General features: G+C 71.6%; 22 protein-coding genes and 1 pseudogene. 10 read left to right on the forward strand and 13 right to left on the reverse strand.

All coding sequences use genetic code 11. From position 1 onward, the window contains the following. A partial coding sequence (locus ACYVE9_RS03400; protein WP_461026181.1) for an alpha/beta hydrolase occupies positions 1-874 on the forward strand: 874 nt, incomplete at its 5' end. 201 nt (positions 875-1,075) lie between these two features. Here ACYVE9_RS03400 and ACYVE9_RS03405 read toward each other — a convergent pair. From ACYVE9_RS03405 to ACYVE9_RS03430, 6 genes are all read right to left on the reverse strand, one after another. Further along, positions 1,076-2,566 (reverse strand): dicarboxylate/amino acid:cation symporter, encoded by a 1,491-nt coding sequence (locus tag ACYVE9_RS03405; protein ID WP_461026182.1) that lies wholly within the window; start codon positions 2,564-2,566, stop codon positions 1,076-1,078. A gap of 466 nt (positions 2,567-3,032) precedes the next feature. After that, positions 3,033-3,425 (reverse strand): DUF4229 domain-containing protein, encoded by a 393-nt coding sequence (locus tag ACYVE9_RS03410; protein WP_461026183.1) that lies wholly within the window; start codon positions 3,423-3,425, stop codon positions 3,033-3,035. A gap of 25 nt (positions 3,426-3,450) precedes the next feature. Continuing rightward, positions 3,451-3,945 carry a GNAT family N-acetyltransferase gene (locus ACYVE9_RS03415; RefSeq protein ID WP_461026202.1) on the reverse strand — a complete coding sequence of 165 codons (495 nt, stop codon included), beginning with the start codon at positions 3,943-3,945 and terminating at the stop codon, positions 3,451-3,453. 149 nt (positions 3,946-4,094) lie between these two features. After that, positions 4,095-5,261: an aminofutalosine synthase MqnE gene (gene mqnE, locus ACYVE9_RS03420; protein ID WP_461026184.1), complete on the reverse strand. Its 1,167-nt coding sequence runs from the start codon at positions 5,259-5,261 to the stop codon at positions 4,095-4,097. Positions 5,262-5,390: 129 nt separating this feature from the next. Then, positions 5,391-5,858 (reverse strand): Lrp/AsnC family transcriptional regulator, encoded by a 468-nt coding sequence (locus ACYVE9_RS03425; protein ID WP_461026185.1) that lies wholly within the window; start codon positions 5,856-5,858, stop codon positions 5,391-5,393. 52 nt (positions 5,859-5,910) lie between these two features. Then, positions 5,911-6,615: a UbiX family flavin prenyltransferase gene (locus tag ACYVE9_RS03430; RefSeq protein ID WP_461026186.1), complete on the reverse strand. Its 705-nt coding sequence runs from the start codon at positions 6,613-6,615 to the stop codon at positions 5,911-5,913. A gap of 195 nt (positions 6,616-6,810) precedes the next feature. On the opposite strand from ACYVE9_RS03430, the gene ACYVE9_RS03435 reads away from it, so the two are divergent. Together ACYVE9_RS03435 and ACYVE9_RS03440 are read left to right on the forward strand one after the other, a co-directional pair. Continuing rightward, complete coding sequence (locus ACYVE9_RS03435; protein ID WP_461026187.1) at positions 6,811-7,986, forward strand: hypothetical protein; 1,176 nt, start codon at positions 6,811-6,813, stop codon at positions 7,984-7,986. A gap of 49 nt (positions 7,987-8,035) precedes the next feature. Next, on the forward strand, positions 8,036-8,677 hold the full coding sequence (locus ACYVE9_RS03440) for a rhomboid family intramembrane serine protease (RefSeq protein ID WP_461026188.1): 642 nt from the start codon (positions 8,036-8,038) through the stop codon (positions 8,675-8,677). A gap of 89 nt (positions 8,678-8,766) precedes the next feature. On the opposite strand, the gene ACYVE9_RS03445 is transcribed toward ACYVE9_RS03440, so the two are convergent. Continuing rightward, the gene (locus ACYVE9_RS03445) at positions 8,767-8,961 is read right to left on the reverse strand and encodes a DUF397 domain-containing protein (RefSeq protein ID WP_461026189.1); all 195 of its coding nucleotides are present in this window, start codon (positions 8,959-8,961) and stop codon (positions 8,767-8,769) included. Positions 8,962-8,972: 11 nt separating this feature from the next. Beyond that, a complete protein-coding gene (locus tag ACYVE9_RS03450) occupies positions 8,973-9,857 on the reverse strand; it encodes a helix-turn-helix domain-containing protein (RefSeq protein WP_461026190.1) in 885 nt (294 codons plus the stop codon). Between the two features lie 287 nt (positions 9,858-10,144). Here ACYVE9_RS03450 and ACYVE9_RS03455 point away from each other — a divergent pair, with 287 nt between their 5' ends. From ACYVE9_RS03455 to ACYVE9_RS03465, 3 genes are read left to right on the forward strand one after another with little or no spacing between them, the layout of a single operon-like run. Further along, on the forward strand, positions 10,145-10,645 hold the full coding sequence (locus ACYVE9_RS03455) for an ATP-binding protein (protein ID WP_461026191.1): 501 nt from the start codon (positions 10,145-10,147) through the stop codon (positions 10,643-10,645). Then, positions 10,642-10,974 carry a hypothetical protein gene (locus tag ACYVE9_RS03460; protein WP_461026192.1) on the forward strand — a complete coding sequence of 111 codons (333 nt, stop codon included), beginning with the start codon at positions 10,642-10,644 and terminating at the stop codon, positions 10,972-10,974. Before ACYVE9_RS03455 ends, ACYVE9_RS03460 begins: the two co-directional genes overlap by 4 nt. Then, the gene (locus tag ACYVE9_RS03465; protein ID WP_461026193.1) at positions 10,971-11,363 is read left to right on the forward strand and encodes a hypothetical protein; all 393 of its coding nucleotides are present in this window, start codon (positions 10,971-10,973) and stop codon (positions 11,361-11,363) included. The genes ACYVE9_RS03460 and ACYVE9_RS03465 overlap by 4 nt, the downstream gene beginning before the upstream one ends. A gap of 24 nt (positions 11,364-11,387) precedes the next feature. On the opposite strand, the gene ACYVE9_RS03470 is transcribed toward ACYVE9_RS03465, so the two are convergent. The 3 genes from ACYVE9_RS03470 to ACYVE9_RS03480 form a co-directional block, all read right to left on the reverse strand. After that, a complete protein-coding gene (locus tag ACYVE9_RS03470; protein WP_461026194.1) occupies positions 11,388-11,840 on the reverse strand; it encodes a hypothetical protein in 453 nt (150 codons plus the stop codon). 154 nt (positions 11,841-11,994) lie between these two features. Further along, positions 11,995-12,924: a menaquinone biosynthesis prenyltransferase MqnP gene (gene mqnP, locus ACYVE9_RS03475; protein ID WP_461026195.1), complete on the reverse strand. Its 930-nt coding sequence runs from the start codon at positions 12,922-12,924 to the stop codon at positions 11,995-11,997. Continuing rightward, positions 12,921-14,372, reverse strand: coding sequence for a menaquinone biosynthesis decarboxylase (locus ACYVE9_RS03480; protein WP_461026196.1), 1,452 nt, complete (start codon positions 14,370-14,372; stop codon positions 12,921-12,923). Before ACYVE9_RS03480 ends, mqnP begins: the two co-directional genes overlap by 4 nt. A gap of 236 nt (positions 14,373-14,608) precedes the next feature. Between ACYVE9_RS03480 and ACYVE9_RS03485 the strand changes: the two genes are divergently transcribed. Next, entirely contained in the window at positions 14,609-15,034 is a 426-nt protein-coding gene (locus ACYVE9_RS03485) for a PLD nuclease N-terminal domain-containing protein (RefSeq protein WP_461026197.1), read from the forward strand. A gap of 47 nt (positions 15,035-15,081) precedes the next feature. Here the strand turns inward: ACYVE9_RS03485 and ACYVE9_RS03490 are convergent. Next, positions 15,082-15,186: pseudogene (locus ACYVE9_RS03490) on the reverse strand (sugar O-acetyltransferase); the annotation flags it as partial. A 187-nt stretch (positions 15,187-15,373) separates the two neighbouring features. Between ACYVE9_RS03490 and ACYVE9_RS03495 the strand changes: the two are divergent. Then, on the forward strand, positions 15,374-16,921 hold the full coding sequence (locus tag ACYVE9_RS03495; protein ID WP_461026198.1) for a protein kinase domain-containing protein: 1,548 nt from the start codon (positions 15,374-15,376) through the stop codon (positions 16,919-16,921). Between the two features lie 360 nt (positions 16,922-17,281). On the opposite strand, the gene ACYVE9_RS03500 is transcribed toward ACYVE9_RS03495, so the two are convergent. After that, positions 17,282-18,187, reverse strand: coding sequence for an NADP-dependent oxidoreductase (locus ACYVE9_RS03500; protein ID WP_461026199.1), 906 nt, complete (start codon positions 18,185-18,187; stop codon positions 17,282-17,284). Between the two features lie 265 nt (positions 18,188-18,452). On the opposite strand from ACYVE9_RS03500, the gene ACYVE9_RS03505 reads away from it, so the two are divergent. Continuing rightward, on the forward strand, positions 18,453-18,809 hold the full coding sequence (locus ACYVE9_RS03505; protein ID WP_461026200.1) for a MerR family transcriptional regulator: 357 nt from the start codon (positions 18,453-18,455) through the stop codon (positions 18,807-18,809). 181 nt (positions 18,810-18,990) lie between these two features. After that, complete coding sequence (locus ACYVE9_RS03510; protein WP_461026201.1) at positions 18,991-19,170, forward strand: hypothetical protein; 180 nt, start codon at positions 18,991-18,993, stop codon at positions 19,168-19,170. Positions 19,171-19,327 lie beyond the last annotated feature (157 nt).

Below are 19,327 nucleotides of genomic sequence, written 5' to 3' on the forward strand. Positions count from 1 at the left end.
GCCGGCGCGCGTCGTCAGCTCCGAACGCACCGCGCCGCGGACCCTGGACCTGACCATCGACTCCCCCGCGCTCGGGCGCCGGGTCGGCACCCGGGTCCTGCTGCCGCCCGGCTTCGACGAGCAGCGCGAGCGCCGCTGGCCGGTGCTGTACCTGCTGCACGGCTGCTGCCACACCGGCGAGGGCGGACGGTTGTGGACGGACAGGACCGACGTCGAGGCGGTCACCGCGTCGTTCGAGGCGCTGGTGGTGATGCCGGAGGGCGGCCCGGTCGGCTACTACAGCGACTGGTGGCACGGCGGACGCGGCGGGGCGGACGCCTGGGAGACGTTCCATCTGACCGAGCTGCGCCACGTGCTGGAGCGCACCCTGCGGGCGAACGACCGGCGCGCGGTGGCCGGGGTGTCCATGGGCGGCACCGGCGCGATGCTCTACGCCGGCCGGAATCCGGGGATGTTCACCATGGCGGCGTCCTTCAGCGGCCGGCTGGACACCCAGGCCCACCCGGACGCGGTGCTGCGCAAGGTGGGGCGGTTCGCCCCGGACCCGACGGCGCTGTGGGGTGACCCGCAGGAGCAGGCGGAGATCTGGGCGGCGCACAATCCACAGCGCCTGCTGGACGCGCTCCCGGAGGGCTTTCCGCTGTACGTCTCGTGCGGGGACGGTCGGCCCGGTCCGCTGGACGGGCCGAAGGCGCGGTTCAGCGGCCTGGAGGCGCGCTTCGACGACATGGCGGCGACGTTCGTGGACCGGGCCAGGGAGCGCAACCTGCACGTGACGGCGCACCGCTACGGTGCGGGCACCCACAGCTGGCGCTACTGGGCCCGCGAGTTGGCCACCGCCCTGCCGCTGCTCGCCGACGCCCTCAAGGCGTGAGCGCCCCCGTCCCGACGCCCCGCACCCGCTCGCGCAGGCCCCTCCCCCGCAGCGTGCCCACCTGTGCCGACGACCGCGTCCCCGCCGGCCGGTGGCTGACGGGGACGCGGTAAGGGATCACTGGGGTTCCTGGCTCGGGCCAGGCCCCGGGCTCGGGTCCGGTCCCGGTCCCTGGTCGGGTTCCTGGCTCGAACGCCTCGGTCAGGCGGGAGCCGGGGTCGGTGACGTCGGGGAGGCGACCGGCTCTTCGCCGGGAGCCGAGCCGGTACCGCCGGTTCCGCTCCCGCCGCGGCCGCCGGTCGTGCCGCCGTCACCGCTGCCGGTGTCCTCGGCCGCCTCGTTGATGTCGAAGCTCCGGGCGGAGGCGTAGGCGTCCGTGTCGAGGATCTTCTCGCGGGCCGCGACCAGTACGGGCACGACGGCCTGGCCGGTGACGTTGGTGGCGGTGCGGATCATGTCCAGGATCGGGTCGATCGCCAGCAGCAGGCCGACGCCCTCCAGCGGGAGGCCCAGGGTGGAGAGGGTCAGCGTGGTCATCACGGTGGCGCCGGTGAGGCCGGCGGTCGCGGCCGACCCGATGACGGAGACGAACGCGATCAGCAGGTACTCCTGGAGGCCCAGGGTGACACCGAAGATCTCCGCGACGAAGATCGCCGCGAGCGCCGGGTAGATCGCGGCGCAGCCGTCCATCTTGGTGGTGGCGCCGAAGGGCACCGCGAAGGACGTGTACTCCTTGGGCACACCGAGCCGCTCGGTGACCTTCTGGGTGACGGGCATGGTGCCGACCGAGGAGCGGGACACGAACGCGAGCTGGATGGCGGGCCAGGCGCCGCGGTAGAACTGCACCGGGTTGACCTTGCCGACGAGGCCCAGCAGCAGCGGGTAGACGCCGAACATCACCAGGAGGCAGCCGACGTACACGTCGATGGTGAACGTGGCGTAGGGGCCGAGCAGGTCCCAGCCGTAGTCCTTGACCGCGGTGCCGATAAGGCCCAGCGTGCCCAGCGGGGCGAGGCGGATGACCCACCACAGGGCCTTCTGCAACAGTTCCAGCGTGGCCTCGCCGAAGCTCAGCAGCGGCGCGGCCCGGTCGCCCAGCTTCAGGGCGGCGATGCCGACCACGGCGGCGAGGAAGACGATCTGGAGGACCTTCAGCTCGGTGAAGGGCGTGATGACGTTCTCCGGCACGATCCCGGTGAGGAAGTCCAGCCACGACCCGGAGTTCTCCGGCTCATCGCCGTCCGCCGGGGTCAGGCCGGTGCCGGCGCCCGGGTTGGTGAGCAGGCCGATGCCCAGGCCGATGCCGACGGCGATGAGCGAGGTGATCAGGAACCACATCAGCGTGCGGCCGGCCAGCCGGGCGGCGTTGGACACGTTGCGCAGGTTCGTGATCGAGATGGCGATCGCGAAGAAGACCAGCGGGGCCACCACGAGCTTCAGCAGCTGGACGAAGGTGCCGCCCACCCGGTCGAGCGCGGTGCCCAGCCATGCGACGTCGCCGCTGCGGGCGACCCAGCCCAGCAGCACACCGAGGACGAGACCGGCGAGTATCTGGGCCCAGAAGGGGACGCGCGGCAGACGGGCGCGCCGCGCGGGGGCGCCGGACGCCCCGGCGGACGCGGACGACGGGCCGGCGGAGGACCCGGAGGGGCTGGGGGGCCCGGACGGGCTGGACGACGTGGACACGGACACACTCCGGTTCGGCGGGGGACGGGTGAGATGAGCGGGGGCGCGCGGAGCACTCGTGGGGGCCGGGCGGCGGACCCGGACGTGGCGGGCGGCGCTGTGCCTGCGGGGCGGGCCGGACGCGTGGAGGCTTCCGGCCGCCGGGGGTCGCTAGCGGGTGCGACAGGCCGCGGTGAGGCAGCGGCAGAGATCGATGTGCAGCCGCGCCACGAGCGGGACGCTCGCCAGAACGGAGGGGGCGGCTGCGGTTGTCATGGACCTCACGCTAACACTCGGGCTTTGAGTTGCTCAAAGCGTTCCTTTGGGAAGCTGTTACGTCGCAGCACAACACCCCACCGGGCGGCGGTGATTCCCGGCGGGGTGCGTTCGGCGGTGTGACGCGGCTTACGCGGCGTGCGCGCGAGGCGCACGCCCACGGGGGCGCGGTGAGCGTGCGGAGAGGGTGGGGCGGGTGGGGGGCCCGGTCAGGGCGTCAGGGCCGGTCGTCCTCCTGGCCGCGGTTGGCGGCCAGCTTCTCCTTGACGGTGCCGGAGACCCGCTCGACCCTGGGCGCGATCTGCTCCGACATGGCGTCCCGCTGCCTGCGCAGCAGCACGTAGCTCAGCGGTGCCGAGATGAGGATGGACAGCGCCAGCAGCCACAGCGGGTTGGACTTGCCGATGCCGGCCGGGATGACGCCGACCTGGGCGAGCACGGTCAGCAGCACGAAGCAGCCGACGAACAGCCCCAGCCGCATCAGGGTGTAACGCAGCGCCGCGTGCGCCGTCGTCGGCTGCGGCTTGCCGGCCTCGGGCTTCGCCGACGGCCGGCTCGCGTCCGGCCGCGCGGGATCGGGAGTGCTCGACGGCTTCGAGGTGCTGGTCACGGCGGTTCTTCCTTCTGGTGAGTCGTCAGTCCAGGGACAGCCACAGCGTGACGTCGTCCCGGTAGTCGTCGTCCGCGACCTTGATCGCGGCGGGGACGCGGCCGACCTCCCGGTAGCCGCACGAGCGGTAGAAACGCTCCAGACCGAGCCCGCCGCGGCAGGTCAGCCGGATACCTCGGACGTCGTCAAGCCCGCGGGCGGCGTTCGCGGCGGCGGCCATCAGCCGCCGGCCGGCGCCCCGGCCCTGTTCCGAGGGGTGCACCATCACGGTGTACAGCCACACCCAGTGTCGCATCAGGCGGTGGGTGTTCATCGTCAGGAAGGCGGTGCCGCGCACCTGCCCCGCCTCGTCCAGGCCCGCCACCAGGCGGGTACGGCCCTCGGTCATCGCGCTGAGGTGCCTGAGCAGTTCGGGGCGGACGTCCTCGGGTGTGACGGGCGGCACAAAACCGACGGCGCCGCCGGCGTTCACCACGTCCGCCCACAGGGCGCAGAGGCCGTCGGTGAGCTGCCGGTCCATCGGCGGGTCCAGCACGTACCGGACGGGCCCCTCGTCGAGCAGCACACCGCCGGCCGGCCCGTGCCCGGTGCTGTCGGCGGCGGGCTGCCGGACCGGGACGTGCCCCGTGGTGCCCGCGGCCCCCGAGGGACCGCGGGTGTCCTGGCGACTCACACCCGCATGGGCTGCGGCGACTCGCGTCGGGCCGGGTCGGGGCCCTCGTACTCGCGCAGGATCTCGTACCGGGTGTTGCGCTCGACCGGCCGGAAGCCGGCGTCCCTGATGAGTTCCAGCAGGTCCTCACGGGTCAGCTTGTCGGGGGTGCCGAAGGAGTCCGCGTCGTGCGTGATCTTGTACTCGACGACCGAGCCGTCCATGTCGTCGGCGCCGTGCTGGAGGGCGAGTTGGGCGGTCTGCACGCCGTGCATCACCCAGAAGACCTTGACGTGCGGCACGTTGTCGAAGAGCAGCCGGGAGACGGCGAAGGTCTTGAGCGCCTCGGCGCCGGTCGCCATGGTGGTGCGGGCCTGGAGGCGGTTGCGGACCTTGCCGTCCTGCATGTCGACGAAGTCGTGCTGGTAGCGCAGCGGGATGAAGACCTGGAAGCCGCCGGTCTCGTCCTGGAGCTCACGCAGCTTCAGCACGTGGTCGACGCGGTGCCTGGGCTCCTCGATGTGGCCGTACAGCATGGTGCACGGGGTCTTCAGGCCCTTCTCGTGCGCCAGACGGTGGATCCGCGACCAGTCCTCCCAGTGGGTGGCGTGGTCCACGATGTGCTGGCGGACCTCCCAGTCGAAGATCTCCGCGCCACCGCCGGTCAGCGACTCCAGTCCGGCGTCGATCAGCTCGTCGAGGATCTCACTGGCGCCGAGGCCGGAGATCGTCTCGAAGTGGTGGATCTCGGTGGCGGTGAACGCCTTCAGCGACACCGTGTCCGGCAGCGCCTCCTTGAGCGCGCTCAGCGACCGGGGGTAGTAGCGCCACGGCAGGGTGGGGTGCAGCCCGTTGACGATGTGCAGCTCGGTGAGGTTGTCGCCCTCCATCGCCTTCGCGAGCCGGACGGCCTCCTCGATGCGCATCGTGTAGGCGTCCTTCTCCCCCGGCTTGCGCTGGAAGGAGCAGTACGCGCAGGACGCGGTGCACACGTTGGTCATGTTGAGATGGCGGTTCACGTTGAAGTGGACGACGTCACCGTTCTTGCGGGTCCGCACCTCGTGGGCGAGCGAGCCCAGCCAGGCCAGGTCGTCGGACTCGTAGAGGGCGATGCCGTCCTCGCGGGTCAACCGTTCCCCGGCGTGGACCTTCTCCTCCAGCTCACGCTTGAGCCCAGCGTCCATGCGTCGCGCCTCCTCGTTGTCCAAGCCCGGCGGCCGCTTCGCTTCCCGCAGGCCGGCCGCTTCGCGCCCCATCGAGCGTACGCCACCGGTTCGGGCCGGTTTCGACCCGTCCCCGACCCGGCGCCCCGCTCACTTCTCGCCGGCCCACTCCTCGGGCAGCTCGCCGACCCGGTTCTCCCACTTGGTGGAGAGCACGATCGTGGTGCGGGTCCGGGAGACACCCTTGGTGCCGGACAGCCGGCGGATGGTGCGTTCCAGTCCGTCCACGTCGCCGGCCCGGACCTTGAGCATGTAGGAGTCGTCGCCGGCGATGAACCAGCAGTCCTCGATCTCCGCCAGGTCGCGCAGCCGGTGGGCGACGTCCTCGTGGTCGGTGGCGTCGCTGAGCTGGATGCCGATCAGGGCCGTCACGCCGAGGCCGAGCGAGGGCGCGTCCACCGTCGCCCGGTAGCCGGTGATCACCCCGGCCGACTCCAGCCGGTTGATGCGGTCGGTGACGCTGGGACCGGACAGTCCGACGAGCCGTCCCAGCTCGGCGTAGGAGGCCCTGCCGTTCTCCCGCAGCGCTTGGATGAGCTGTCTGTCCACCGCGTCCATGCGTGCCGCTGCCTTCCGGTTGTCCCGCCTGGGCTGAGTTCCAAGGACGAATCTAAGGCATAGCCTGCCGGTTGCCTGCACTCCCGAGCTCACCCTGCCAACGGTGGTACAGCTTGTGCGGCACTCCGGCGGCGTCCAGGACCCGTCCGGCGACGAAGTCGACCAGGTGCTGGATGTGGGTGGCCCCCGCGTAGAACGCCGGGGAGGCGGGCAGTACCACGGCGCCCGCGTCGTCGAGCGCCACCAGCTGCTTCAGCGTCTGGCCGTTGAGCGGCGTCTCGCGCACCGCCACCACCAAGGGCCGCCGCTCCTTCAGCGTGACGCTGGCCGCGCGCTGGAGCAGGTCCTTGGACAGCCCCAGGGCGACCCCGGCCACACACGCCGTGGAGGCGGGCACGATCAGCATGCCCCGGCAGGGGTACGAGCCGGAGGACGGTCCGGCTGCCAGGTCACCGGCCGGCCAGTGCCGCACCGCACAGCCCGGCCCCTCGTCCAGGGCGCCCAGCTCACCGGCGAAGGCGTCCGGCGAGCCGTCTGCGCCCCGGGAGAGCCAGCGCCGCAGGTCCTCCCGCCAGTGGCCGTCACGGAAGGGGTGCCCGGTCTCGTCCAGCAGCGTCAGCCTCGACGCGCGGCTGACGACCAGGTCCACCTGCTCCCCGGCGGCGAGCAGACCGCGCAGCACGGCGGCGGCGTAGGGCGTGCCCGAGGCGCCGGAGACACCGACGATCCAGGGCCGCCGATCAGCGGAATCAGTCACACCGCCGAGCCTACGTTTCCAGGGCGCCCGACGGAGCGACCGGCCCACCCCGCACGCCCTCGCGCCCTCGCGCCCACCGCGCACGTCCTCCCGGACAGCCCGCACGCCCGCACGCGCGCCTTCTCGCCCGCTGAGCGACCGGGCTGGGAACACCCCCGGGGGTGCTGGCGCCCTGCGGGGGTCCGGGGCCGCACAATGTTCGGGGCCGCACAATGGAAGCCGGTCCCGCAGCGGGAACCGTCGCACGTCCGGGAGCCAGCCATCAGCTCACAACGCCGCAGCGCCGTCCGCCACCGCCTGGTCGCCCTGCTCAGCGTCACCGCGCTGCTGGGCGCCGGCACCCTCGCCTGCACCACGGCCCAGCAGGTGTCCACCGCGTGGAAGGTGAAGCACGCCGTGGACAAGCTCGGCGAGCGCGAGTCCGTCTCGATGACGGCCCGCTTCGACGCCACCCCCGAGCAGATCCACAGCTACCTCCAGCAGGGCAGGGGCACCGGCAAGGGCCCGCGCGCCCGGGAGAACGCGCAGCTCCTGGCCGACCTGGAACTGGCGGTGTCCCTCAGCGCCGACGAGCCGCTGCGGGAGCTGACCGACTCGGACCGGGCCGACAGCGCCGCCGCCGTCAACTTCGGCGGACTGGACGTGTTCGCCTACAAGTCGATCGACAAGAAGCTCTACGTGCGCATGAACGCGAGCGCACTCGCCCAGGAGCTGGGCGAACGGGACTCCCTGCTGGGCAGGGTCGCCGAACTGGGCAAGCTGCCGGAGACGCTGCCGCCCTCGCTCGACACTGCGAAGTCGGCGCTCAAGGGCAAGTGGGTGCGGGTCAACCCGAGGGAGTTCGGCGAGTTCAGCGAGGCCCTGGGCGGGCGGGCCGGCGCGGGCAGCGACCGCGCGGCGGACTCGACGGTGCTGCTGCGCAGCGCCACCCTCCAGCAGCGGCTGGTGTCGGCGGTGGAGAACGCCCTCGGCGAGCACGCCTCGTTCACCGCGGCCGGCCACCACCAGGGAGCCGACCACGTGACGTTGAAACTGCCCGCCCGCACGGTCGGCCGGCAACTGGCCGCGGCACTGCGGCCGGTCCAACCGCACGTCGGTGAGCTGGACCTCTCCGTGCTGGAACGCGCCCCGGACCGCACGGTCGAGATGGACCTCGCGATCCGGCACGAGACGCTGTCCACGCTGACCGTGGACATCGGCCAGTTCGACGACGGCCGCACCGGCCGGCTGCCGCTGCAACTGAAGTTCGCCGGCGGTGAGGCCGTCTCGGTGGCCGCCCCGACGGGAGCCGGCAAGCTCCACCCGGACGACCTGCTGGCCGCACTGGCGTACGTGTCGGTGAGGGGACCGGAACTCTCCAACCAGCTGTGAGCGTTGACTACCCTGTAGGAGCCAGCGCGTTCGAGGACCGGGGGTCGGCATGGCGTACGGAGCACAGGGAGCGCCCGGACCGACCCGGCGTTCCAGAGCGATGGCCGCGGGCACGTTCATGCTGTCCTGGGTGGTGCTGCTGTGGCTACTGGAGGCCTTCGACGGCGCGAACGGCCCCATCGTCCAGGAGTACGGCATACGCCCGCGCGACCTCGACGAGGTCATGGACATCTTCCCCGCCGCGTTCCTGCACTTCGGCTGGGACCACGTGGTCGCCAACTCGGTGCCGCTGCTCGTCTTCGGCTTTCTCGCCGCCGTGCGCGGCCTGGCCCGCTTCGTCGGTGTGGTGCTGCTGATCATCGTGGTCAGCGGCCTCGGCGTGTGGCTGACGGCTCCCGAGGGCTCCAACACCGCGGGCGCCTCCGGTGTGGTCTTCGGCCTCTTCGGTTACCTGCTGGTGCGCGGCTTCGTCGAGCGCGACGCCCTGGACATCACCGTCGGCATCACCGTGCTGCTGCTGTACGGCTCCATCCTGTGGGGCGTGCTGCCGACCGCGTCCGGGGTCTCCTGGCAGGGCCACCTCTTCGGGCTCATCGGCGGCGTACTGGCCGCCTTCTGGCTCCGCCGCACCCCGACCCGCCGCCCCGCGAAGACCCCACCCGGCGGCATCGGTCCCAGCCCCTGGAGCTGAGGCGGGACGGGGTCGGGCGCATGTGGCGCGCGACGAGCGGGCGACAGCCCCCTCATCGAATCTGAGGGGGCCGTCGCGTGCTGTGAGGTTCAGGCCGTCGTGCTGCCGTCCTGGATTCGGGCGATGAACGCGGACCAGGCCGACGCCGGTACAACCAACGCCGGGCCGGACCTGTCCTTGGAGTCGCGGATACCCACTTCGCCGGTCAGAGCCGCGATCTCCACGCATGCCCCGCCCTGGTCGTTGCTGTAGGAGGACTTGTACCAGGCTGCTTCTTCGGCCACATCGAGGGCCGTCAGATGAGTAGTGATGGCGTCTTCCATCCTTGTGTGAGTTGGTGCAGGAAATCGGCTGTGGCAGCCGGGGCCAGCGCGCTCTCGCGCATGGCGTCGAACCGGCGCATGGCCTTGGAGACCTCGCGCCGTGCATCGGTGACGCTGATGGTGCTCGGCAGGTCGGTCTGGACGACCGGTTCCAGCTCGTCAGGGAACTGGAGGATGATGAAGTTGCTCGGCGCGCGGTAGGTCACCACCTCGTTCGGCAGGATCTGCACCGTGACGTTGTCGAGACGGGACAGCTCGACGATCTCCTGGTATTGCTCACGCATCACGTCGGGGCCGGCCACCATGCGGCGCACCGCGGCCTCGTCCATGATGACCCTCAGCACCAGCGGATTGTCCGAGCGGGTGATCAACTCCTTGCGCTCCATGCGCAGTCGGGTGTTGGTCTCCACGAACTCGCTGGTGGTCTCGTCGACCGGCTTCGCCAGCAGGAACATGGCGCGGGTGTAGCTCTCCGTCTGGAGGAGGCCGAAGACCACGTCGGGCTGGAAGGCGCGGATCTCGCTGGCCGCTTCTTCCAGTCCTCGGTAGGTGGGCATCCGCGAGGGCATGTACTGCTTGTAGGGCGTCCACGGGTCCTTGCTGAGTGACTCGCGGTGGAGTTGCAGCAGGGTGTCCCGGTCCTCGCGGTCGTCCAGCTCGTACAGGGTCATCAGGTTGTCCAGGTCGCCCACGCGCGGCAGGTCGTTGTCGCCGCTTTCGACCCGCGCCAGTTTGGTGTGCGAGAACCCCAACCGGTCGGCCACCTCCTGGAGCGTCAGTCCCTTGCCCTCCCGGAGCCTGCGCAGCTCCCTTCCCAGCTCCCGGCGTCGGAACGTCGCACCTCGCCTTGCTGCCACCTGCCGTCCTCTCCTGCATGTGGGGGCTCGCCGTGATCGGTGCGCACTGCCGGGGTGGGTCGTGTTCCTGAGTGTCCCACCTGCTGTGCCCCTGTGAACAAGCCCTGCCAGTGATCTGGCATGTGCCATTTTTCGTGAGATTACCCGTGTGCTTGCACATTAAGTCTCACATGTACCACCGTGGGAGGGCCAGCGCATACGCGGACGAGGCCGTGCAGAACCGGCCTTTGGAACCTCGCATGCCCTTCGGTGTGCGCTGCCCCCAACGAACTGCGGAGGACCGATCGATGTCCCTCTCTGTGCCCACGACCGGCCGGAAGCGGGCTGACCGCAACACCCCCGAACAGCCCGACCCGCTACCCGAACTGGACCTGCGGGTGACCCGAGCCGAACACACGGGGCCGGGAATGGCTGACGAGGACAGGCCGTGGCCTGGCCGGATCCGCCGCATCGTGCGGGCGCACCTTCGGTCCTGGCGCTGCGCGAGCGCCGCGACGGACGCGGAAATCGTCGCCACAGAGCTGGTGACCAACGCCTTCCAGCACGGGTCCGGCGCTGAGATCGGAGTGCGGATGGCCCTGGCTCCCCCGCACCTGCGCATCGAGATCGACAGCGGCCCGGGAAGCTGGCGGCGGCCTTCCGCGCGCCCTGCCGGCCGCCTGGAGGAGGGCGGTCGCGGACTGCTGCTGGTCGCCGGTCTCTGCGACGCCTGGGGCGTCAGCGCGGACGGCTCCCGCACCTGGTGCACCCTGGTTGTTGCCGCCGACGAGCCCGAGCAGGTCCGGTGACCCGCCCGACTCCCGCGTCCGACATGGCCGACCTCGCCCGTGCGGTCCGCGCGCTCCACGCCCTCGACCAGCAGCAGCACCAGCCCGCCTCCGTGGAGGTGGGTGGGGTGTGCGACAAGGAACCCGTGTCCGTGCCACCCGCTCCCGGACGGCCGGGAGCGCCACCGGCGATGGCCCGGCTGTGCGCACTGGAGGACGACCGCTTCCGCCGCTACTGCCTGCTGCGACTCGTGCAGGCCGTCGCCCGTTCCGGGCACCGTCAGCGCTCCCGGTACCTTCAGCGCCCTCAACTCCGTCAGCAGGTCACCGACCGAGCGGTTGAGCGGTGAGCGGTGCGGACAGCCGTCAGGACGGGACCGCCGCGCGGGCCGTGCTGTACGTGTGCGTCGCTCGCGGCCCGCTGATGCCCACCCTGGCCGCTCAGCGTGCTCAGGAGGAGGGTCACGCCTTCGCGCGGGAACGCGGGCTGACGATCACGGAAGTGGTCACCGACAGGTACGGCGAGCCGGACCCCTGCCGCCGCGAAGGCTGGCAGCGGGTCCGTGAGCTGGCGGAAGCCGGTGCGGTCACCGCCGTACTCGTCCGGTGGCCCGCCGCCATCGCCCCCGAGTCCTGCTCCGCGTACCGGCTCCGCGAGGCCATCTGGCTCCGGGAACGCGGCGTTCGCGTGCGCTACACCTGGGCGCCGCTGGCCTCGGCCGACGCTGGAACCCGGTGAGCCCCGGGCGGGCGGGCGTGGTGGTCAGGACTCGGGGCAGAGCGTCTTGCGCAACCCGATGTTGATGTGGCGTCCGTCCTCGTCGGTCAGCTCGACGCCGTTGTAGGAGAACCGCTGGGCGGCATCGTGGTCCGGGTTCTTCGCGCCGCCGTTGAGAGACGCGCACTGGTTCCGGGCCGCGTCCAGGGCCTTGTCCTCGTCATGGATGAGCTTGCCGTGGACGTCCTTGACAGCCGCGATGACGGCGTCACGCTCGGCGCCGGTGGGCTCGCGCGGCATGTAGGTGTTCTCGGCGGCGCCGTTGTCGTCCGCGGGGCTCGACGCCTCGGCTTCGGGGCTCGACTCCTCGGTTGTGGGGCTCTTGGCGGTGTCGGCCCTGCTGTCGCTGGCCTGGTCGCTGTCCTGGCTGCTGCCGCAGCCGACGACGGTGACGGCAAGCACGGCGACGATGGCAGCGGTGGTGGTGCGGATGCGCATGGTTCCCCCCTGGTTCGGCACGAGTGGGACCATGGTGCGGCACGTGGCGCGCCGTGCCTTCGGCGGTGACGGAGCTGTGACGTGATGCGGACGCCCCGCACATATGGCCCGCGCAGCCCCCGCCGCCTCGGGCGGCGCCGACACGGCCCGCGCCTCACACCCCCAGGCCACGGACCGCCAGGTCGGTGAGGGCGAGGACGAACAGCGCTATGCCGATGAAGCCGTTGACGGTGAAGAAGGCCCGGTTGAGGCGGCTGAGGTCGTTCGGCCGGACCAGGGAGTGCTCGTAGACGAAGGCCGCCGCGACTATGCCCAGGCCCACCCACAGCAGCGGTCCGGCCTGCGTGGCCAGGGCGTACCAGACGAGCAGCGCCATGGTCACGACGTGGCAGCCGCGCGCCCCGTAGAGCGCGGCGGCGATCCCGAACCGGGCCGGCACGGACCGTACGCCCTCGGCCCGGTCGGCGGCCACGTCCTGGCAGCCGAAGATCAGGTCGAAGCCGCCGATCCACACCCCGACGGCCAGGCCCAGCAGGACCGCGTCCCACGACCAGGCGCCGGTGACCGCGATCCACGCGCCGATCGGTCCCATCGCCTGAGCGAGGCCTAGGATGGCGTGCGGGAAGTCGGTGAAGCGCTTGCCGTAGGGGTAGACCACCATCGGCACCACGGCGACGGGCGCCAGCATCAGGCAGAGCGGGTTGAGCAGCGCGGCGGCCGTCAGGAAGACCGCCAGCGCGACCAGTGCTCCCGTCCACGCCGTCCGCACCGACACCGCGCCGGTGACGAGTTCACGCCCGGCTGTGCGGGGGTTGCGGGCGTCTATCTCCCGGTCGATGATCCGGTTGGCGGCCATCGCGAACGTGCGCAGGCCCACCATCGCCACTGTGACGAGGAACAGCTCCCACCAGTGCACACTGCGGCTGACCTGGAACATGGCGGTGAGCGAGGCGATGTAGGCGAACGGCAGCGCGAACACCGAGTGCTCGATCATCACCAGCCGCAGGAACGCCTTCACCCGGCCCGGACGCTCCGGCTCCGCCCCCGGGACGGCGGTGTCGGCTCCGGGCGGGGCACTGCTCACAGCCCGTACTCCTTCCACCGCTTGCTGACCCGCTCGGCGACCTCCGGGTCCGACTCGACCATGCGCGGCCAGCCGCCGTCGCGGGTGTAGCCCTCGCCGGGCAGCTTCGCGGTGGCGTCGATGCCCGCCTTGCCGCCCCAGAACTGCTGGTAGGAGGCGTGGTCCAGGTGGTCGACCGGCCCCTCGACGACGCTCAGGTCGCGGGCGTAGTCGGTGTTGCCCAGGGCCCGCCAGGCGACCTCGTGCAGGTCGTGCACGTCGCAGTCGGCGTCGACCACGACGATCAGCTTGGTCAGCGACATCATGTGCGCGCCCCAGATCGCGTGCATGACCTTCTGCGCGTGCTTGGGGTAGCGCTTGTCGATGGAGATGATCGCGCAGTTGTGGAAGCCGCCGGCCTCCGGCAGGTGGTAGTCCACGATGTCCGGCACGATGATCTTCAGCAGCGGCAGGAAGAACCGCTCGGTGGCCCGCCCCAGCGGACCGTCCTCGGTCGGCGGGCGGCCGACGACGATGGACTGGAGCAGCGGCCTGCGCCGCGTCGTCACGCAGTCGATGCGCAGCGCGGGGAAGTCCTCCTGCGGCGTGTAGAAGCCGGTGTGGTCGCCGAACGGTCCCTCCGGCAGCATCTCGCCGGGCTCCAGCCAGCCTTCCAGCACCACTTCGGCGTTGGCCGGTACCTGGAGCGGCACCGTCTTGCAGTCCACCATCTCGACCCGCTTGCCCTGCACGAACCCGGCGAAGAGGTACTCGTCGATGTCGCCGGGCAGCGGTGCGGTGGAGGCGTAGGTGACGGCGGGCGGGCAACCGAAGGCGATCGCGACGGGCAGCCGCTCACCGCGACGGGCGGCCACCTGGTAGTGGTTGGTGCTGTCCTTGTGGATCTGCCAGTGCATGCCGATGGTGCGCCGGTCGTGCCGCTGGAGGCGGTAGAGGCCCAGGTTGCGCACACCGGTGTCGGGGTGCTTGGTGTGGGTCAGCCCGAGGTTGAAGAACGAGCCGCCGTCCTCCGGCCAGGTGAACAGGGCCGGCAGCCGGTCCAGGTCGACGTCGTCGCCGGTGACGACGACCTCCTGCACGGGCGCGTCCTTGACCTTCTTCGGCGGCACGTGCGTCATGCCGGCGAGCTTGCCGAACGCCTCCCGCATGCCGACGAAGCCCTGCGGCAGCTCCGGCTTCAGCAGCCCGCCGATCCGGTCGCTGATCGCCTCGTAGGACGGCAGGCCCAGTGCCTTGAGCAGGCGGCGGTCGGTTCCGAAGACGTTCATCGCCAGCGGCATCGCCGAGCCCTTGACGTTCTCGAACAGCAGCGCCGGGCCGCCCGCCTTGTTCACCCGGTCGACGATCTCGCCGACTTCCAGGTAGGGGTCCACCTCGGCCTTGACGCGCTTCAGGTCACCGTCGCGCTCAAGGGCCCGCAGCAGCGAGCGAAGATCCTCGTATGCCATGCCTGCCAGTATCCGTCAACGGTCCGGCCGGGCGACGGGCGGGAGCCCCGCACCCCGCCGGCGGCCGTCCGGCGGTGGCCCGGGCACGGCGCGGCGGGCGGGCGGACACGCGGTGGACGACGTGCAGAACGCACCGGGAAGCCCGTCCGGGCACCTGTCCCATTACGCTGGGCTTGTACCGGGGCCCGCGAGCCGGGCCCCCCGCACCGGTCAGGACGTACTCAGGGGGCGCTCCCATGCTCAAGATTCTGCCGTTCCTCCTGGTTCTGGCGGTGTGGATCTTCGCCTTCGTCGACTGCCTGAACACGCCGGAGAAGGAAGTCCGCAAGCTGCCCAAGGTCGTCTGGGTGATCATCGTGCTGCTGTTCGGGCAGGTGCTCATCGGCCCGATCGCCTGGTTCCTCGTGGGCAGGCCCCGCCGCAACGCGCCCTACGGCGCCACCCGGGCCGACGAGCGCCGCTGGGTCGCGCCGGACGACAACCCGGACTTCCTGAAGTCACTCAAGGACGAGCGCGGGCCCGCGGAGCCCACCGATCCGGCGCCGACGGGCAGCACCGACACCCCGTCGTCGTCGCCCGAGCTGGGTGAGCGGTCGCTGGAGGAGTGGGAAGAGGAGTTCCGCCGCAAGGACGGCCCCGACGACGGCCCGTCCAAGGGCTGACACCTGCCCGAGACGGCTGCCGCCTGCCTGCTGGGGCGTGCGGCTCGGAGATCCCGGACGGGCCGGGCGGGGCTGCCGGCGGCGACGACGCTCGCGGGGACGCCCTCGGTGACGACCGATCCGGCACCGATGACGCTGTTGTCACCAACGCCGATGCCTACGTCGGGGCCGACGACCACCCCGAAAACCTCACTGGTTCTCCGCATTCCTTCCGCCGACCGGGACTGCTCGCCCATCTGGGCGTGTGGTGCTCCGGCTCCCCCTGGGTAGACGCGGGTGGTGGCGTTCCGAACCCGGTTCGCCGGGGGCGCCGTGCCCCACGACGTGGTGGGAGGGCCAATGGGGCTACGTGAGTCGGCTCGGGCGGTGACGTCCCGCTGTTCCGTCGATGTCCTGGCCGGACGGTACCGCCTGGACCGTCTCCTGGGCTCGGGCGGAGCCGCGGACGTCCACCAGGGCTTCGATCTGCGGATGAAACGACCGGTCGCGGTCAAGGTCTTCCGTTACGGCTCCCGCGTCGACGTCGAAGAGGACGCGCAGCGTGAAGCGACCCTGCTGGCCCGGCTGCGCCACCCCGGTCTGGTCACCGCCTTCGACGCCGGACAGGACAACGGGCGCGCCTTCCTCGTCATGGAACTGATCGACGGCATGACGCTGCGGGAGCGCATCGCGCAGGGAGTCCTGTCGGCCGGGGAGGCCGCCGCACTCGGCGCCGGGCTCGCCCGGGCGCTCGGTCACGCCCACGAAGCAGGAATCATCCACCGGGACGTGAAGCCGTCCAACGTCCTCCTCGACTCCTCCATGCGACCGCACCTGACCGATTTCGGCATCTCACGGCTGCTCGACACCACCTTCCGCACCTCCACCGGAGTCCTCGTCGGCACCGCCGGCTACCTCTCCCCCGAGCAGGTCATGGGCCGGCCCGTCGGCCGACCGTCCGACATCTACGCCCTGGGCCTGGTCATCCTCGAATGCCTCACCGGCAGGCCCGAGTACGACGGCGGGCCACTTGAGACGGCCATCGCACGGCTGCACCGTCCGCCCACCCTGCCCCCCGACCTGCCCCGTCGACTGCGCCTCCTCCTGGCGGACATGACCGCCCTGGACGAGCACGCCCGCCCCGACGCCGACGCCTGCGCCCGCGCACTGGCGGCCCTGGCCGACACGGCCGTCCCCCACGACGGGCCACCGCGCGCCACCGCCCGTCCCGCCGCGGACCCCGCTCCCCCGCGAACGGCCGATCGCACCCATCGCAAGCCTCCCCCTGCCTCCGGCGCACCCGCCCCGGTCGCCGTGCCCCCCGTACGCAAGCGCGCCCTTCTGGTCGGGACGGTCGCCGCACTCAGTACCGTCCTGGCGGGCGCACTCGCCGTCACCGGCAGCCCCGCCCAGCCCGACCACGCGGACACCGCGCCACGCATCACCGGCCCGCCCGCCGAAGAGGATTCGGACCTCGCGGGCGAGGCCGGGCGACAGGACACCGCCCGGACCTCCGGCTCCCCCACGGCCGGTTCTCCCGCGGCCGGTTCTCCCACCGCCGGCTCTCCCCCGGCCGACGCCCGCAAGGCAGGTGCGCCCACGGCCGGCTCCTCCCCCGCTGGACTCAGCGGCAGCCCCCGCCCCTCCGCCCCGCGCCCGCAGGACACGCCTCCCACCGGCAACGCGGCGACACCCGGCACGGCAGGGAACGACCGGCCCGCCGCCTCCTCGGGTACACGCCCCCTGTCCGACAGGCCGCAGACCAGCCCGGTCACGCATCCGGGGCGCGGCCAGGAGAAGAGGGCGGAAAGGGCTGGAAAGCCGAAGAAGGCCAAGGGCAAGGGCGAGGCCAAGGCAGAGGCCAAGGGCAGGGGCAAGGCCAAGGACCAGCGTGTCAGCGGCTATTGAGATGCCCAGGCGAGTAGCCGTTGATGTCCAGGCTGATGGCCATGAGAAACCCGGGCGTGTGGCCAGTGGTCCTCCCGGGTGGGTCAGTTCGAGGGGACTACTCCCTTCCCGGCCATACACAGGTTGGCGCCACGCCGATCCGCCGCAGCGGGGTGTCCACGCAGGCCACCAGCGTGCCCAACGTGCAGTCCCAGACCGGGAGCACCATCCGGAACCGCGACCACGACAGCCACGCGCAGCACAGCCAGGTCCGACGCCCGCCGATACGCGGGCCCTCGCCCCAGTCGAACTGCAGCCACCGGCGCGGAGCGTCGCCTTCGACTGCCCGACCCGCTCCTCGACAGACACCGATCGGCCTGTTCAGATGCAGATCACGACCTTTCCTCGGGTGCGCCCACGCTCGGCGTGCGCGTGGGCGTCGGCGGTCCGCTCCAGGGGGTAGGCCTGTTCGATACGGGGTGTGTAGCGGCCTTGCCGGCCCAGTTCCGCAGCCGCGGACAGGAGGGTGGAATCGTTCTCCGCGTTGACCACATGCGTGCCCAGGCGCTGCCCGCGCGCATGGTCGGCGACCGTCGCGACGCGGGTCGGGTCACCTGTGATCGCGACGAGGTCGTCCAGCGATCCGGAGGCCGCGGTGTCGAGCGCGATGTCGGCTCCGCGCGGGGCGAGAGCGGACAGACGCTGCGCGAGGCCAGGGCCGTAGGTGGTGGGAACGGCACCGAGTGCGGTGAGGAACTCGTGGTTGCGTTCACTGGCTGTGCCGATCACGGTGGCACCTTGCGCTACCGCGATCTCGACCGCAGCGCTGCCCACGCCACCGGCGGCACCCTCGACGAGAAGGGTGCGCCCCGCGAGGGAGCCGAGCGCGTTCAGGCCGCGCATCGCCGTCACGGACGCGAGACCGGCGCCCGCGGCCTGCTCGTCGTTCCACGTGGCGGGGGCGTGGGCCCAGGCCGAGAGGATGACCAGCTCCGCGGTTGCGCCGGTGACACCGCCCAGCCCGAAGACGCGGTCGCCGATGCTCACCCCCTGCACTCCGTCACCGATCTCGTCGACCACCCCGGCGGCGTCGCGCCCGGGAATGGCGGGTAGCTCCAGGGGAATCAGCTGCCGCAGGGCGCCGTCGCGCAGCTTCCAGTCGATGGGATTGACGCTGGCCGCCGCGACGCGGACACGGATCTCACCAACTCCGGGGTGCGGGTCGGGGGCCTGCTCGATCACCAGGCTCTCCGCTCCGCCGTATTCGTGGAACCGGGCTGCGCGCATAATGGTCTGCCTTACTTCGACGGGCCGGATGACGTGTTCATCCGACGCTCGTCACCCTAGAACCTGACGTTGACGTGAGGTGCAAGCCGCAACTGCCGCCGGCCGAAGGAAAGCGGGCGCGCATGGGTGAGATCGCCGAGCGGGCGGAGGCGAGTGTGGGGGGCTGCGCCGCCACGAGGGATCACCGGGCCGCCCCCGGAGCCGGTACTGCTAACCTAAACCTGACGTCAACGTGAGGTATGAGCGGGAGGGAGTGACCTGCGTCATGCGCATCGGACAGCTTGCCAGGCGGTCAGGGGTCAGCGTGCGGGCCCTGCGCTACTACGAGGAACAGCGGCTCCTGGAATCGGCGCGGACGCCCGGCGGGCAGCGTGACTATCCCGACGAAGCCCTGGAGCGGGTCCAGCTCATCCAGGACCTCTTCGCGGCCGGCCTCTCCAGCCGCACCGTCGTCGAACTCCTGCCGTGCGTGAGCACCGGCGTCGCGACCCCCGCCATGCTCGACCAGCTCATCATCGAACGCGAGCGCATCGCCGCACGCATCCAGGACCTGACCCGGGCCAAGACCAAGCTCGGCCACGTGATCGAGAATGTGACCGCGGCGAACATGGCGCAGGACTGATCAACCCGTCGCGAGGGGTGGGACCCCGGACCTGTCCGGCGCCTGGCGGGCACTGGCCGGCCACAGGAAACCCCAGGCGTATCCGGAGGCCGTCGAAACAGCTTTCGCCGCTCTCGCTGCCCCGGACACACGCCGGGTAGCGGTGGGCAGGGCACGCCGTACGGGACGGAACACGTGGTGCGTGCGGCGATCCACGTGCGATCCGGCGACGGAGGCGTGCCGGCCGACACCTGACATCGTTCTCACCGCCTCCGCCCTCGGGCCGGCCTTCACCTCCGCCGGCACGCTCCTGGGCGTCGCCCCACTCCGCTTCCCAGGTCAACCGGTCGAGGTGGACCTCACCGCCGCGCCGCCCGACTGAGCCGTCCACGTCCGGTCGCTGCCCGCCCCGGACCGCCCCGCACCGCGCCGGACCACCCTGAGCCCGGCTCGCGGTAACGGCCCGGTCCCTCTCGCGTAACGGACTGACGGCTGCCGCGCCGAGGCCCCGCCCAACGCTGTACCCGGCCCGGCGGCGT

The organism is Streptomyces sparsus (assembly GCF_054776295.1).